13 protein-coding genes are annotated in these 14,676 nt (G+C 64.7%); 11 read left to right on the plus strand and 2 right to left on the minus strand.

Annotated features, from left to right (window positions below):
* Window positions 1-265 precede the first annotated feature (265 nt).
* The 6 genes from rsmH (at window position 266) to murD (ending at window position 7,705) form a co-directional block, all read left to right on the plus strand.
* Window positions 266-1,303, plus strand: coding sequence for a 16S rRNA (cytosine(1402)-N(4))-methyltransferase RsmH (gene rsmH / locus U1R88_RS19540; protein WP_322432748.1), 1,038 nt, complete (start codon window positions 266-268; stop codon window positions 1,301-1,303).
* The gene (ftsL, locus tag U1R88_RS19545; protein ID WP_068282075.1) at window positions 1,300-1,656 is read left to right on the plus strand and encodes a cell division protein FtsL; all 357 of its coding nucleotides are present in this window, start codon (window positions 1,300-1,302) and stop codon (window positions 1,654-1,656) included. The genes rsmH and ftsL overlap by 4 nt, the downstream gene beginning before the upstream one ends.
* A gap of 11 nt (window positions 1,657-1,667) precedes the next feature.
* Window positions 1,668-3,473 (plus strand): peptidoglycan D,D-transpeptidase FtsI family protein, encoded by a 1,806-nt coding sequence (locus tag U1R88_RS19550; protein ID WP_322432749.1) that lies wholly within the window; start codon window positions 1,668-1,670, stop codon window positions 3,471-3,473.
* 152 nt (window positions 3,474-3,625) lie between these two features.
* On the plus strand, window positions 3,626-5,077 hold the full coding sequence (locus U1R88_RS19555) for a UDP-N-acetylmuramoyl-L-alanyl-D-glutamate--2,6-diaminopimelate ligase (protein WP_322432750.1): 1,452 nt from the start codon (window positions 3,626-3,628) through the stop codon (window positions 5,075-5,077).
* Window positions 5,078-5,162: 85 nt separating this feature from the next.
* Window positions 5,163-6,284, plus strand: a complete 1,122-nt coding sequence (gene mraY, locus U1R88_RS19560) for a phospho-N-acetylmuramoyl-pentapeptide-transferase (RefSeq protein ID WP_068282081.1) — start codon at window positions 5,163-5,165, stop codon at window positions 6,282-6,284.
* Window positions 6,285-6,298: 14 nt separating this feature from the next.
* On the plus strand, window positions 6,299-7,705 hold the full coding sequence (gene murD / locus U1R88_RS19565; protein WP_322432751.1) for a UDP-N-acetylmuramoyl-L-alanine--D-glutamate ligase: 1,407 nt from the start codon (window positions 6,299-6,301) through the stop codon (window positions 7,703-7,705).
* A gap of 11 nt (window positions 7,706-7,716) precedes the next feature.
* Here the strand turns inward: murD and U1R88_RS19570 are convergent, their stop codons facing one another.
* The gene (locus tag U1R88_RS19570; protein WP_322432752.1) at window positions 7,717-8,601 is read right to left on the minus strand and encodes a LysR family transcriptional regulator; all 885 of its coding nucleotides are present in this window, start codon (window positions 8,599-8,601) and stop codon (window positions 7,717-7,719) included.
* 113 nt (window positions 8,602-8,714) lie between these two features.
* On the opposite strand from U1R88_RS19570, the gene U1R88_RS19575 reads away from it, so the two are divergent.
* Window positions 8,715-8,900, plus strand: a complete 186-nt coding sequence (locus U1R88_RS19575; protein WP_322432753.1) for a 4-oxalocrotonate tautomerase — start codon at window positions 8,715-8,717, stop codon at window positions 8,898-8,900.
* A gap of 86 nt (window positions 8,901-8,986) precedes the next feature.
* On the opposite strand, the gene U1R88_RS19580 is transcribed toward U1R88_RS19575, so the two are convergent.
* Window positions 8,987-9,955 carry an alpha/beta fold hydrolase gene (locus U1R88_RS19580; RefSeq protein ID WP_322432754.1) on the minus strand — a complete coding sequence of 323 codons (969 nt, stop codon included), beginning with the start codon at window positions 9,953-9,955 and terminating at the stop codon, window positions 8,987-8,989.
* A 78-nt stretch (window positions 9,956-10,033) separates the two neighbouring features.
* On the opposite strand from U1R88_RS19580, the gene U1R88_RS19585 reads away from it, so the two are divergent.
* From U1R88_RS19585 to murC, 4 genes are all read left to right on the plus strand, one after another.
* Window positions 10,034-10,651 (plus strand): TetR/AcrR family transcriptional regulator, encoded by a 618-nt coding sequence (locus tag U1R88_RS19585; RefSeq protein WP_322432871.1) that lies wholly within the window; start codon window positions 10,034-10,036, stop codon window positions 10,649-10,651.
* A 178-nt stretch (window positions 10,652-10,829) separates the two neighbouring features.
* A complete protein-coding gene (locus U1R88_RS19590) occupies window positions 10,830-11,999 on the plus strand; it encodes an FtsW/RodA/SpoVE family cell cycle protein (RefSeq protein ID WP_322432755.1) in 1,170 nt (389 codons plus the stop codon).
* A complete protein-coding gene (gene murG, locus U1R88_RS19595) occupies window positions 11,996-13,087 on the plus strand; it encodes an undecaprenyldiphospho-muramoylpentapeptide beta-N-acetylglucosaminyltransferase (protein ID WP_322432756.1) in 1,092 nt (363 codons plus the stop codon). The genes U1R88_RS19590 and murG overlap by 4 nt, the downstream gene beginning before the upstream one ends.
* Window positions 13,088-13,253: 166 nt before the next feature.
* Window positions 13,254-14,669 (plus strand): UDP-N-acetylmuramate--L-alanine ligase, encoded by a 1,416-nt coding sequence (gene murC, locus U1R88_RS19600; RefSeq protein ID WP_322432757.1) that lies wholly within the window; start codon window positions 13,254-13,256, stop codon window positions 14,667-14,669.
* The last annotated feature ends 7 nt before the right edge of the window (window positions 14,670-14,676 follow it).

Consider the following 14,676-nt stretch of genomic DNA (forward strand, 5'->3'; position numbering starts at 1 on the left):
CAGCCTCACATGATCAGCCTACTCGATGGAGGCTGTTTCCGCGAGATCTGGCAAGGGTGGTTTCGGCACGACATGGGTCGCCGGCCATGTCGTCCAATTCATCGCGATCTGCGATCGCATCATGCTGATGACGTAACGGAATTTTCAAGGGATCGACTAGGCTCCACGAACCCTTCATTAACCTTTCATGGGCGTTAATGGGATTGGAGAAATCTGCCCGATTTGCGGGCTGGTTCCGCCTGCAATTCCTGCCTTTGAGAGTTCGATGTCCGCTTCCTCCGCAACCGCCAACGAGGCTGCCCGGCATGTGCCGGTGATGCTCGCCGAGGTGCTGAAGGCGCTCGAGCCCAAGGCAAACGGGCGTTTCATCGACGGCACGTTCGGGGCCGGCGGGTATACGCGCGCCATTCTGGCGGCTGCACCCGGCGTGCAGGTGCTCGCCATCGATCGCGACCGCAATGCCATCACCGACGGCATGGCCCTGGTGTCCGAAATGCAGGGACGCCTCACTTTGGTCGAGGATCGCTTCTCCCATCTCGACAAGCTCGCTCCCATGCTGGGCGAAGGTGGCGTCGACGGCGTGGTCCTGGATATCGGGGTGTCCTCGATGCAGCTCGACGAGGCCGACCGCGGCTTTTCCTTTCGCAGGGACGGGCCTCTCGACATGCGCATGTCGCGCGAGGGCTCGCATGCCGGGCCGAGTGCCGCCGATCTCGTGGCGGAATTGCCCGAAGAGGCGCTGGCCCGCATCTTCCAGGTCTTGGGTGAGGAGCGTCGGGCCCACGCATTGGCCCGCGCCATCGTCACCGACCGACAGAGGGAACCGTTCCTCACCACCATGCAGCTGGCGGATCTGTGCGGCCGCGTAATCCGTTCCAAGCCCGGCGACATCCATCCGGCGACGCGTGCCTTCCAGGCCCTGCGCATTGCCGTCAATGGCGAGCTCGACGAGCTCGGCCAGGCTTTGCTGGCCGCCGAGAGGGCGCTCAAGCCCGGCGGGCGGCTGGTGGTGGTGACCTTCCATTCGCTCGAGGATCGCATCGTCAAGACCTTCTTCGCCGACCGCACCCGCAGCCAGGCCGGTGGTTCGCGCCATCAGCCGGTGGCCGCCGTTCCGCCGCCGACCTTCCTTCAGACCCATCGGGGGGCGCTGGCGGCGAGCGAGGCGGAAGCCGAGCTCAATCCCCGCGCCCGTTCCGCCAAGCTGCGCTTCGCCATTCGCAGCGAGGGCCCCGCTCGCGACACCGGCACCAGTTTCCTCGGATTGCCTGAGGTAAGTCTTCAATCCGGGAGAGGCCGTTGACCCGAATTCTCAATCTCATCCTGGTCGGTCTGCTGGTGGCGTCTGCCATCGGCGTCTATTCGATCAAATATGAATCGACCTTGCAGGCCGAGAAGGTGGCCAAGCTCCGCCGCGCCATCGAGACCGAACGCCGGGCCATCGAATCGCTCAAGGCCGAATGGGCCTATATGAGCCAGCCCGATCGTATCGGCGCATTGGCAAAGCGCCATCTCGACCTCGTGCCGATGAAGGTCGTCCAGTCCGTCGATGTCGCCGACCTGCCCGAAAAGGCGCGTGAAGGCGACCTGATTGCCGAAAAACTCGAAGGACTCGGCCTGGCCGGGGCGCCACAAGTGACAGGATCGACCCCATGAGTGAGGGGAACATGAGCGACGGGACCATCCTGGACAGGCTGGCAAGCGCGCCGGCGCCGGAAGCCGGCGCAAACCCGGATGCCGCCAGCCCCGCCAAGGCGCCGCCCCGGCGCCTGTCCAAGCTCGAGAAGAGCGCCGGACGCATCGTGCTGATCGTGGTGGGGTTCGTCTGCATCTACATGGCGATCATGGCGCGGCTGACCCAGTTCGGCACCGCTCCCGACCAGCAATATGATGCCCGCCGTTCGGCGGCCGACCAATTGGCGGCGGCCCGGCCCGATATCCTCGACCGCAATGGTCGGATCCTGGCGACCGACGTGCAGGTACCCTCGCTCTATGCCGAGCCGAAGAAGATCATCGACGTCGACGAGGCGACCGAACTGCTCACCGCCCAGATGCCGGAGCTCGATGCACGCGACCTCAGGGCCAAGCTTGCTTCGGGCAAGGGTTTCATCTGGCTCAAGCGCGAGATCACGCCCGAGCAACGCAATCGCATCTACGCGCTCGGCCTGCCCGGCATCGGCTTCATCAACGAGAACAAGCGCATATATCCCAACGGCCCCACGGTGAGCCATGTGCTCGGGGCCGTGAACATCGACAACCAAGGCATTGCGGGCCTGGAGAAATATATCGACAACAAGCGCGGCCTCTCCGAACTGCAGGCGCTCGGCTATGCCTCGACCTCGGACGCGATGAAGCCGGTGCAGACCTCGATCGATCTGCGCGCCCAGGCGGTGATGCGTGACGAACTCATCGCCGGCATGGAACATTTCAAGGCCAAGGCCGCAGGCGGCGTCATCATGGACGTGACCACCGGCGAGATGATCTCGCTGGTGTCATTGCCCGATTTCGATCCCAACAACCCGGCCGATGCCCTCGATCCCAACCGGATCAACCGCATCAATGTCGGCACCTATGAAATGGGCTCGACCTTCAAGGCGCTGACGCTGGCCATGGCGATCGAATCGGGCCGGTTCACCACCAACTCCATGCTGGATGCCCGGGCCGGCAGCGTCACCATCGGGCGCTGGACCATTCGTGACTATCATCCGCAGCGCCGCATGCTGAGCCTGCCGGAAGTGTTCACCTATTCGTCCAATATCGGCGTCATCCGTATGGCGCTGGGCCTCGGCGTGCCCGCCCATCAGGCCTTCCTGCGCCAGATGGGCCAACTCGACCGCCTGGTGACGGAACTGCCCGAAAACGCCGCGCCGATCCTGCCGCGGCGCTGGGGTACGTTGAACTCCGCCACCATCGCCTTCGGCCAGGGCATCACCGTTGCACCCCTGCAGGCGATCATGGCGGTCGGCGCGATGATGAATGGCGGTCATCTGATGAAGCCGACCTTCATCAAGCGCAACGAGGACGAAGCCCTGGCCTTGTCCAAGACAGTCCTCAAGCCGCATACCTCGGACGTGATGCGTTACATCATGCGCCTCAACGCCACCAATGGCTCCGCCAAGAAGGTCGACATCTTCGGCTATCAGGTCGGCGGCAAGACCGGCACGGCCGAGAAGCTGATCGGCGGGCGCTACAACAAGAACCTAAACTTCACCACCTTCATGGCGGTGTTTCCCTTCGACAAGCCGAAATATCTGATCACCGTTCTCTACGACGAGCCCAAGGGCCTGCCCGAGACCTACGGCTACTCGACGGCCGCCTGGAATGCCGGCGTCACCACCGGCAAGATCCTGGAGCGTGTCGGTCCGCTGCTCGGTGTCAAACCCCGCTTCATGGAGGTTCCCAATCCGGTTCCGCCGCTCTATGCGCCCAAGGATCAGCTGAACCAGAGCATGGCCTGGCTAGCAGCTCGATAGGCCATTCGATGGGCGGGTCGCCAGACCCGCCCATCGCAGTTCGGTCAATGCATGGCCGGGATGCATCGATCGGCCATTGAAACTGCATTGCCAATCCTCATAGGCACTCTAATAAAGCCGCCGATTCCGAATCGCCGAAAACCAGGACATTCATGACCAAACGCCTCGCCGACATCGTTTCCGAAGGCTCCCTTGCCGCCGATGCCCGCGCGCTCGAGGTCACGGGCGTCACTGCCGATTCCCGCGCGGTGAAGCCCGGCTTCGTCTTCGTCGCCATTCCCGGTACCAAGAGCGACGGCGCCGCCTATGTCCCGCGGGCCCTGGCCGCCGGTGCGGTGGCGATCGTCTGCGAAGCTCCGCTCGACGTGCCTGCGCCTGCTGCCCTGATCAGGGTCCGCAATGCCCGCAAGGCGCTGAGCGAGATCGCAGCCGCCTTCTATGATCGTCAGCCGGCAACCATCATTGCCGTCACCGGTACCAGCGGCAAGACGTCGGTCGCCGCCTTCGTGCGACAGATCTGGGCCAGGCTCGGTCATCCATCGGCGTCGATCGGTACCGTCGGTGTGGTTGCGCCCTGGGGCGAGACCTATGGTTCCCTCACCACGCCGGATGCGGTCGAGCTTCACCGTCTGATCGACGAACTCGCGGGCAGGGGCATCACCCATCTCGCCATGGAGGCCTCCTCGCACGGCCTCGACCAGTTCCGGCTCGATGGCGTGCGCCTTGCCGCCGGCGGTTTCACCAATTTGTCGCGCGATCATCTCGATTATCATGCCAGCTTCGAGGCCTATCTCGAGGCCAAGCTGCGCCTGTTCCGAGATCTCCTTCCCGCCGGTGCTGGCGCGGTGGTGGCGGCCGACCATGACGAGGCCGGCGCCGTGCTGGCCGCCGCACGCCAGAAGGGCCTGCGCATCCTCAGCGTCGGTGAGACAGGCGAGGGCATTCGCCTGAAATCGGTCGAGATCGAGGGCTTCATCCAGCATCTCGAACTCGACTATCAGGGCCGGGCCTATCGGGTCAGGCTGCCGCTCGCCGGACGCTTCCAAGTGGAGAATGCCCTGGTCGCCGCGGGCCTTTGCCTCTCGACCGGTGGTGAGCCGGATGCGGTGTTCGCTGCCCTCGATCACCTCGAGGGCGCCAAGGGCCGCCTCGACCTTGTCGGTACCGTCGAGGGAGCTCCGGTGCTCGTCGACTACGCCCACAAGCCCGATGCGCTCGAAAAGGCGCTGGAGGCCCTGCGCCCCTTCGCGCAGGGCAGGCTGGTGGTGATCTTCGGCTGTGGCGGCGACCGTGATGCCGGCAAGCGCCCGATCATGGGTGAGATCGCCACAAGGCTGGCCGACAAGGTCATCGTCACCGACGACAATCCCCGCAGCGAGGATCCGGCCACGATCCGTGCTGCCATCATGGCGGCGGCGCCCGGTGCGGTCGAGATCGGCGACCGGCGCCAGGCGATCGAGACGGCTGTCGCGGAGCTGGCGCAGGGGGATGTGCTGCTGATCGCCGGCAAGGGGCACGAGCCCGGCCAGATCGTCGGCAAGACGGTATTGCCTTTCTCCGATCACGATGTCGCCCGCGAGGCGATCGCAGCGAGGGCGGAGTGATGGGGTGCGGTTCTTCGAGGACGGCGCCGTTCGTTTCCGGCCATCCTGCCAAATCGCAAAAACGCTTTAGGTTGAAAGGATTTCCATGTTCTATCTGCTGAGTCGCTTCAGCGAACATTTCGAGCTCCTCAACCTGTTCCGCTACATCACCTTCCGGACCGGCGGGGCGATCTTCACGGCGCTGTTGTTCGTGTTCTTCTTCGGGCCGTGGACGATCTCCTGGCTGCGGGTGAAGCAGGGCAAGGGGCAACCGATCCGCGACGACGGTCCGCAATCCCATCTGTCCAAGCGCGGTACGCCGACCATGGGCGGGCTGATGATCCTGTCGGGGCTGGGCGTGTCGACGCTGCTGTGGGGGAATCTGGCCAATGTCTATGTCTGGGCCGTGTTGCTGGTGACGCTCGGCTTCGGCGCCATCGGCTTCTATGACGACTATCTCAAGGTGACCAAACAGAGCCATAAGGGCTTTTCCGGGCGGGCGCGGCTGGGTCTGGAATTCCTGATCGCCGGCGTCGCCGTGATCCTGATGGCACAGGCGGGTGGAGCGCGCTTCCTCGGTTTCCTTTGGGGGGCTGGGCCTTCGATCCCACAGGCAACTGCGTTGGCCTTTCCGTTCTTCAAGGAACTCTTGATCAACCTCTCCTATTTCTTCGTGGTCTTCGGTGCCTTCATCATCGTGGGCTTCGGCAATGCCGTGAACCTGACGGACGGGCTGGACGGGCTGGCCATCGTGCCGGTGATGGTGGCCGCCGGTACCTTCGGCGTCATCGCCTATCTCGTCGGCAACGCCAATTTCGCCAATTACCTGCAGCTCCATTTCGTGCCCGGTACCGGCGAGCTCGCGGTGATCTGCGGCGCGATGATCGGGGCAGGGCTCGGCTTCCTCTGGTTCAATGCGCCGCCGGCCCAGATCTTCATGGGCGATACCGGTTCGCTCGCCCTCGGCGGCATGTTGGGTTCGATCGCCGTGGCGACCAAGCATGAGATCGTGCTGCTCGTCGTCGGCGGCCTGTTCGTGGCCGAGACCCTGTCGGTGATCATCCAGGTGCTGTCGTTCCGCTATACTGGCAAACGCGTGTTCAAGATGGCACCGATCCATCACCATTTCGAACAGCTGGGCTGGAAGGAGCCGCAGGTGGTGATCCGCTTCTGGATCATCGCGGTGGTCCTGGCACTGCTCGGGCTTGCCACGCTCAAGCTCAGATAGGACTAGAGATCGTCATGATCCCGATCACTTCCTTCGGCGACCGTGCTGTCGCCGTGTTTGGCCTCGGCGGTTCGGGCCTCGTGACGGCTGAGGCTCTCGCCGCCGGCGGCGCCAAGCCCATCGTCTGGGACGATGGCGAGGCCGGCCGCAAGGTGGCTGCCGACAAGGGGCTCGACGTCCGCGACCTCCATGAGATCGACTGGTCCTCCGTCGCCGCGCTGGTCCTGTCGCCCGGCGTGCCGCTGACCCATCCAGAGCCGCATTGGTCCGTCAAGCTTGCCGCTGCGCATGGCGTGGAGGTGATCGGCGATATCGAGCTCTTCGTGCGGGAGCGCCGATTGAGGGCGCCGGGCTCGCCCTTCATCGCCATCACCGGCACCAACGGCAAATCGACGACGACGGCGCTGATCGCTCACCTCTTCGCTGCCGCCGGCCGCGATGTGCAGCTCGGCGGCAATATCGGCACGGCGATCCTGTCACTGGAGACACCCTCGCCCGACAAGGTGCAAGGAATCGAAAGAGTTTATGTGATCGAGTGCTCCTCCTACCAGATCGACCTGGCGCCGAGCATCGATCCCTCCGTCGCTGTCCTGCTCAACGTCACGGAGGATCATCTCGACCGCCACGGCACTTTGGAACACTATGCGGCCGTGAAGGCACGCCTGGTCGAAGGCGCCCGCACGCCGGTCGTCGGCGTCGACGATGCCTGGTGCGCCGCCATCGCCGATGCGATCGAAGCCAAGGGGGGGCGTCCCGTCCGCATCTCGGTGGAGAGCCAATTGAGCGACGGCGTCTATGCCGTTGGCGACCGGTTGTTTTCGGCGCAAGCGGGCAGGGCAGTCGAGGTCGCCAGCCTGGCCGGTATCGGCTCCCTGCGCGGCGCCCACAATGCCCAGAATGCCTGCGCGGCGCTGGCGGCAGCCCAGGCGGGCGGGCTGACACTGGCCGAGATCCAGGCCGGCATGCGCAGCTTTCCCGGCCTTGCCCATCGCATGGAGCAGGTCGGGCGGCTCGGCCCCGTGCTGTTCGTCAACGATTCCAAGGCCACCAATGCCGATGCCACGGCCAAGGCCCTGTCGTCCTTCCCGACCCTCTTCTGGATCGCCGGCGGCAAGCCCAAGACCGGTGGTATCGAGTCCCTGGCCGAGTATTTCCCCAAGATCCGCAAGGCCTATCTGATCGGCGAGGCGACGGAGGAATTCGCGGCGACGCTGGAGGGGCGCGTACCCTATGTGCGGGCCGAGACGGTCGAGAAGGCGGTGCCTCTGGCTACTGCCGACGCAGCGGCGTCCGGCCTCGACGAGGCCGTGGTGCTGCTCTCGCCGGCCTGTGCCTCCTTCGACCAGTTCCGCAATTTCGAGGAACGGGGCAAGGCCTTCTCCCGGGCTGTGCAGGCCCTGCCGGGTGTCGGCAAGGCCTGACGGCCTTTGGGTCAGCCGAAGCGGGCGAGCAGGAAGTCGATGGCGCTGCGCAGCATGGCCGTCGGCCGACGATCCGGCGCGTAGACCAGATACATCGGCGTGGGGCGGTAAGACCATTCCGGCAGCACAGGCTCGAGCCGGCCGGCCTCGATGTCGTTGATCAGCAGCAGTTCCGGCTGCAGCACGATGCCAGCCCCATGCAGCGCCGCCACGCGTAACGCCGCTCCCTGGTTGGTGGTGAAGCGACCGCCGATATTCACCGTGCAGGTCTCCCCATCTGGGCCGACAAGGTGCCAGATGCCCTGCGTGCGCCAATAGGCATGGCCGAGGCAGTCATGGCCACCGAGTTCGCGGGGATGGTGCGGTCGTCCGCGGCGATCCAGGTACCAGGGCGCGGCGGCCAGTGTGCGACGATAGGGCTTCAGGGGGCGGGCGACCAGGTTTTCATCCGTGAGGTCGCCGATGTGAATGCCGAGGTCGCAGCCCTCGCCGATCAGGTCCACGGTGCGGTTGTCGAGAACGAGATCGACGGTGACGTCGATATGGCGTTGCAGATAGTCCACCAGGGCCGGCACCAGGCTTTCGCTGCCAAAGCTCACCGGGGCGACCATTCGCAATCGTCCGCGCGGGCTGGCTTGCAATTCGGAGGCGCTCGCTTCGGCCAGGGCCACCTCCGCCAAGGCCGTCTTGCAGCGTTCGTAATAGAGCCGGCCGACTTCGGTGAGCTGGTGGCGGCGGGTGGTGCGGTGAAGCAGCCGAGCACCCAGCCGCTGTTCGATCAGCCGGACGTGCTTGGCGACCATCGTCGCCGATACCCGGCTGGTCTCCGCCGCGGCGGCGAAGCTGCCTTCTTCCACCACCCTGACGAACATGGCCATGCCGGCGAGCTTGTCCATGATTGCAATCCATATGGTTCTGAATGAAAGGTCAGAACAGCTATTTATCAGCAAACCGGTTTGGAGAACATTGCAGCAGGCCCGCTATCGGACCTTTTCATGAGGAAGTGACCATGCCTGTGCTGCGAGTGGAAATGCATCCTGGACGTACGCTCGAACAAAAGCGCGATTTCGTGCAGGCGGCGACGAAAGCCGTCGTCGAAACCCTGGTTTGTCCGCCGGAATCCGTCGAGATCATCATCACCGAGGTTCCAAAGGATGCCTGGGCCGTTGCCGGGAAGCTGAAATCCGACAGTTGAGCTTGTCTTTCCACGGTGGGACGATGGTCTTGCTGTGGCGTGTGTGCGGGAGCCGGGCAGGATCTGCGCACCGGCTCCGCGTGGCATCAGCCTCTCGCCGAGGCGGTTGTGAAAGCGGCGAGTTCCCGTCCGAACCGCGCTGGCTCCTCGTAGAAGGGGCTGTGGCCGCTATCGGCATAGACCGAGAGGCGGCTATCGGCATGAAGGGCCTTGATGCGTTCGGACATGGCGAGGCGCACCAGCCGGTCGTGAACCCCATGCGTCAGCAGGATCGGGCCGGGATAGGCCTGGAACACCGGTTCCAGGTCAGGCGCGGACGTCTTGACGAAGCCCTCGTTCACGGCGCGTTCGGTCATGCCGTTCACCACCAGCATGCGCTGCAGTTCGACACTGGTAAGCGGCTTGTGAAAACAGGCCGCGAGAAAATCGACTGTCGCAGCGGTTCGTTCGCCGAGATCATGCGAAATTGCGGTCTTGGCGAAGCTTCCTGCCAGCGGGGTCAGAAGATCGGGCGATAGCTTGGTGACCGCATCGACGAGGTTGATCCCTGCGATGCGCGAGCCGCCATATTTACGCAGATAGGTGCCGGCGACATGGCCGCCCAGCGACCAGCCCACCAGGATGGGACGGCGCAGCTTCGCAGCCGCGATCACCGCGGCGACGTCGTCCGCCCAGCGATCGGGGTCGGAATAGGCGTCGGGCGAGGCAGGCTTGTCGGAATCGCCATGGCCGCGCAGGTCGAACCTCACCATCCGGAAACCGGCCAGGGCCGGATCGGCAAACTGCTTGTCCCAGCTCAGCCGGCTCTGGCGAAGGCCGTGGATGAACAGGATCTCGGGTGCCGCCGGATCGCCCTGCGCCTCGCCGGCCAGCAGCGTGCCGTCGGCCGAACGGATGAAGAAGCTCTCACGTCCGGAGTCTGGTTTGCCTCCATTCGCGACATCGGAGCGTTTCTTGCCGATTGCGCCGGCTGCGGAGCCTGCAAGTCCCGATTCGACGGCGAGGGCAGTGAGGGCGGCGGCGGCACCCAGGAAAAGGCGTCTTGAAGGGTTCATTGTGTTCTCCGATGTTGTTTATCGATCGCTATTCAACTTGCTTGACGACGCCTGTCAAGATGTTGTTTAGTGTTCGATATGGAACACGGTTCGAAATCGCGTGGCGGGCGGCCCTGGAGCTTCGATCGGGAGCAGGCAGTCGAGACGGCCATGCGGCTGTTCTGGCGCCACGGCTATGAAGGCGTCTCGGTCGGGGATCTCACCAAGGCGATCGGTATCGCGCCGCCCAGCCTTTACGCCGCCTTCGGCAGCAAGGCCGGGCTCTACCAGGAAGCGTTGGCACGCTATGAGGGCAGCGTCGGCCTGCTCGATTTCGCCGCTGTCGCACAGGCGGACGATCTGCCACAGGCGGTGCGCCTGCTGCTTGAAAGGGCTATCGAGGCCGTCATCCATCCCGATCGCGAGCGTGGCTGCATGATCTCGAGCGGAATGGTTACCTGCCATCCCGACCATGTCTCGCTCGCCCGCGACCTTGCAGCACGGCGTGAGAATATTCGTAGGGATATCGTGCAGGCTCTCCACCCCGTCGCCGAGGCCGAGGCGCTCCCTGGGCTGGCCCGCCATTTAGCGGCCGTGATGCAGGGGATATCGATCCAGGCGCGGGACGGCAGCAGCCGTGCCGAGTTGCAGGAAATCGTCGAGGATGTGGTGGCGGGACTCGACCGTCGGCAATCCAGGGGCCAGGCATCACGATAGAACAGGGAATGGCGGCAGCCGGTGCCGGCCGCTGCGAACGGAAGGCGGGCCGGTTCAATCGGCATTTCCAGGGGGATTGCCGGCAAAAACGCGACGAGGCCTTCGCATTTAACCGTTCCTAAACCCTGTCGGGAGCACTGCTAGGGCGATCCTCCCTCAGCTGACGGACTCCCTGTTCATGGCCTCGCGTACCGAACGTTCAGCCTTCAATGCCTGGTGGTGGACCGTCGATCGGCTGATGCTGATGACGATCCTGGCCCTGATGCTGACCGGTATCGTCCTCCTGCTGGCGGCGAGCCCCGCTGTCGCCGAACGTATCGGCATCTCCGACATGTTCCACTTCGTCAACCGCCAGGCGATGATGATCCCGGTGGCCCTGATGGTAATGATCGGAATCTCTTTCCTGTCGCCGCAATCCATCCGTCGGCTGGCGCTGGTGATGTTCCTGGTCTCGATCGCGCTTGTCGCGGCGACTTTGTTGTTCGGTGCGGAGGTGAAGGGCTCCAGGCGTTGGATCGCCGGTATCCAGCCTTCCGAATTCCTGAAGCCCGCCTTCGTCGTGCTGGCCGCCTGGCTGTTTTCCGAAAACGTCAAGCGGCCGGACGTTCCCGCCAACATCCTCGCCATGCTGCTACTGGCCTGCTCGGCGGGGCTGCTCATCCTGCAACCCGACTTTGGCCAGACCATGCTGATCTCCATCGTCTGGGGTGCGCTGTTCTTCATGGCCGGGCTGCACTGGTTCTGGATGGTCGGGCTCGGTGGCGTCGGCGTCGTCGGCATCGTGGCCGCCTATCAGTTCATTCCGCACGTAACCTCCCGCATCGACCGCTTCCTCAAGCCGGAGGGGACCGATACCTTCCAGGTCGACGTCGCGCGTGACGCCTTCCTGTCGGGCGGCTGGCTGGGCAAGGGGCCGGGCGAGGGCACCTACAAGCTGATCCTCCCGGATTCCCACACCGATTTCATCATGGCGGTGACCGGCGAGGAGTTCGGCCTTCTTTTCGTCATGGTGGTCGTGGCGATGTTCGCCCTCATCGTGCTGCGCGGCTTCTGGCACGCCTACAAGGTCGAAGATCCTTTCTGCCGCTTCGCTACTGCCGGCCTTACCCTCCTGTTCGGAATGCAATCCTCGATCAATCTGATGGTCAATCTCCACATGATGCCCGCCAAGGGCATGACGCTGCCCTTCATCTCCTATGGCGGCTCCTCGCTGATCTCGGTGGCCTATGGCATGGGCATGGTGCTGGCGCTCACCCGCCGCCGCCCGCGCACGGACATGCTCGAAAGCGCCTTCAGCTTCCGCGACCGCAGGGCCCAGGGCACAGCCGGTATCGGATTGTCGTCGTGAGTGGCAAGATCGTCCTGCTCTGTGCCGGCGGTACCGGCGGCCACCTGTTCCCGGCCGAAGCGCTGGCGGGAGCGCTCGTACCGCTCGGCTTCCGTCCGCATCTCGCGACTGACGAACGGGTGGAGCGCTACACCGGCACCTTTGCCTGGGAGGACATCCACGTCATCCCATCCGAGACCGTGCGTTCCCGCTCGCCGCTCGCCATGGCCAATACGCTCTGGCAGCTCGGCACGGGGACACTTTCGGCCTGGCGCATGCTGGGGCGTCTGGCTCCCACCGTGGTGGTGGGTTTCGGCGGTTACCCGACCCTGCCGCCGCTGACGGCTGCTGCCTGGCGCAAGATCCCCACCATGATCCACGAGGCCAATGCGGTGATGGGCCGGGCCAACCGCATGCTGGCACCCAAGGTGACGCGCATCGCCACCGGCTTTGCCGATGTGGCGATGATGGACAATGTGCCGAAATCGAAGCTCGTCCATACCGGCAACCCGGTCAGGCCGGCGGTGATGGAAGCGGCCAAGACGCCTTATCCAGACCTGTACGGGCCCATCAATCTGCTGGTGTTCGGCGGCAGCCAGGGCGCCGCCGTGATGTCGGCCATCGTGCCGTCGGCGATCGCGCGGCTTGACGAACCATTGCGCCGCCGGCTCAGCATCGTGCAGCAGGCGCGCCAGGAGGACCTTGCCGCCGTGCGCGAGACCTATGCCGGCCTCGGCGTTGCCGCGGAAGTGCAGGACTTCTTTCGCGACCTGCCCGCCCGTATCGCGGGGGCTCATCTGGTGATCAGCCGCTCCGGGGCCTCCACCGTGGCCGAGCTTTCGGTCATCGGCCGCCCTTCGATCCTCGTGCCGCTGCCGGGGGCTCTCGACCAGGACCAGGCTGCCAACGCCCGTACGCTCGCCAATGTCGACGGTGCCCGGATGGTGATGCAGCCGGACTTCACCGCAGAGACCCTGGCGGCCGATCTCACGGCGCTGCTCGCCGACCCGGTGGGGCTGCAAGCCATGGCCGCCAATGCCCGGAACGCCGGCATTCCCGACGCTGCCGACCGCCTCGCCGACTGGGTGGTGAAGCTCGCGGCGATGTAATGGGGAGCTCTCGGAGCGCGGACATCCTGTCCGCCTCTCGGAGACGCCGCGCTTGCGAGACTGCGAAGAAGCGGACTGGGAGTCCGCGCTCCGAATTTCCTCCAGATTTGCCTACCGGCCCTGTCGCCCCTATACGAACCGAAATTCCACCTTTTCGAGAGACCTCATGAAGCTGCCCCGTGAAATCGGTCCCATCCACTTTGTCGGCATCGGCGGCATCGGCATGTCCGGCATTGCCGAAGTGCTGGCCAATCTGGGCTACACGGTGCAGGGCTCGGATGCAGCCGACAATTACAACGTCAAGCGCCTGAAGGATAAGGGCGTGAAGACCTTCATCGGCCATGCCGCCGAGAATATCGGCGACGCCGAGGTGGTGGTCGTCTCCACCGCGATCAAGCGCGACAATCCCGAACTTGTCGCCGCGCGCGAGAAGCGCCTGCCGGTGGTGCGGCGCGCGGAGATGCTGGCCGAGCTGATGCGCTTGAAGACCTGCGTCTCTATTGCCGGCACGCATGGCAAGACCACCACGACGTCGCTGGTGGCCACGCTCCTCGATGCCGGCGGTTTCGACCCCACCGTGATCAATGGCGGCATCATCAACGCCTATGGCACCAATGCGCGCCTGGGCTCGAGCGACTGGATGGTGGTGGAGGCCGATGAAAGCGACGGCACCTTCCTCAAGCTGCCGACCGATGTCGCCATCGTCACCAATATCGATCCCGAGCATCTCGATCACTTCAAGACCTTCGATGCCATCAAGGATGCCTTCCGGGCTTTCGTCGAGAACATCCCCTTTTATGGCTTCGCCGTGATGTGCCTCGATCATCCCGTGGTGCAGGAACTGGTCGGCACCATCGAGGATCGTCGCGTCGTCACCTATGGCGAAAACCCGCAGTCCGATGTGCGCCTGATGGATCTCGACCTCACGGGTGGGCGTTCGCGCTTTCGCGTGGTCATCCGCGACCGCAAGACCGGTGCGGTGGTCGAGCTTCCCGATCTCGGCCTGCCCATGCCGGGTGGCCACAACGCCCTCAATGCCACGGCCGCCATCGCCGTCGCCCATAATCTCGGCATGGATGCCGAGGCGATCCGCAAGGGGTTGGAGGGCTTCGGCGGCGTGAAGCGGCGCTTCACCCGCACCGGGGAATGGAACGGCGTTACCGTGTTCGACGATTACGGCCACCACCCCGTGGAGATCTCGGCCGTGCTCAAGGCGGCGCGCGCCTCGACGACAGGGCAGGTGATCGCAGTGGTGCAGCCGCATCGATACAGCCGGCTGGCGAGCCTGTTCAACGAGTTCTCGGCCTGTTTCAACGATGCCGACATGGTTGTGGTCGCTGATGTCTATGCGGCTGGCGAGGCGCCGATTCCGGGCGCCGACAAGGAAGGCCTCGTCGCCGGCATCCGCGCGCGCGGCCACCGTCATGTCGTCGCGCTGGATGGTCCCGGTTCGCTCGCCGGCCTGGTCGCTTCGGCGGCCAAGCCCGGCGACTATGTGATCTGCCTCGGCGCCGGCAACATCACGCAATGGGCCTATGCATTGCCGGGGGAACTGGCAGCGCTGGACGGCAAGCCGGCCTGAGCGTCGA

The sequence above is a fragment of the Labrys sedimenti genome (assembly GCF_034424805.1).
Lineage (GTDB): Bacteria > Pseudomonadota > Alphaproteobacteria > Rhizobiales > Labraceae > Labrys > Labrys sedimenti.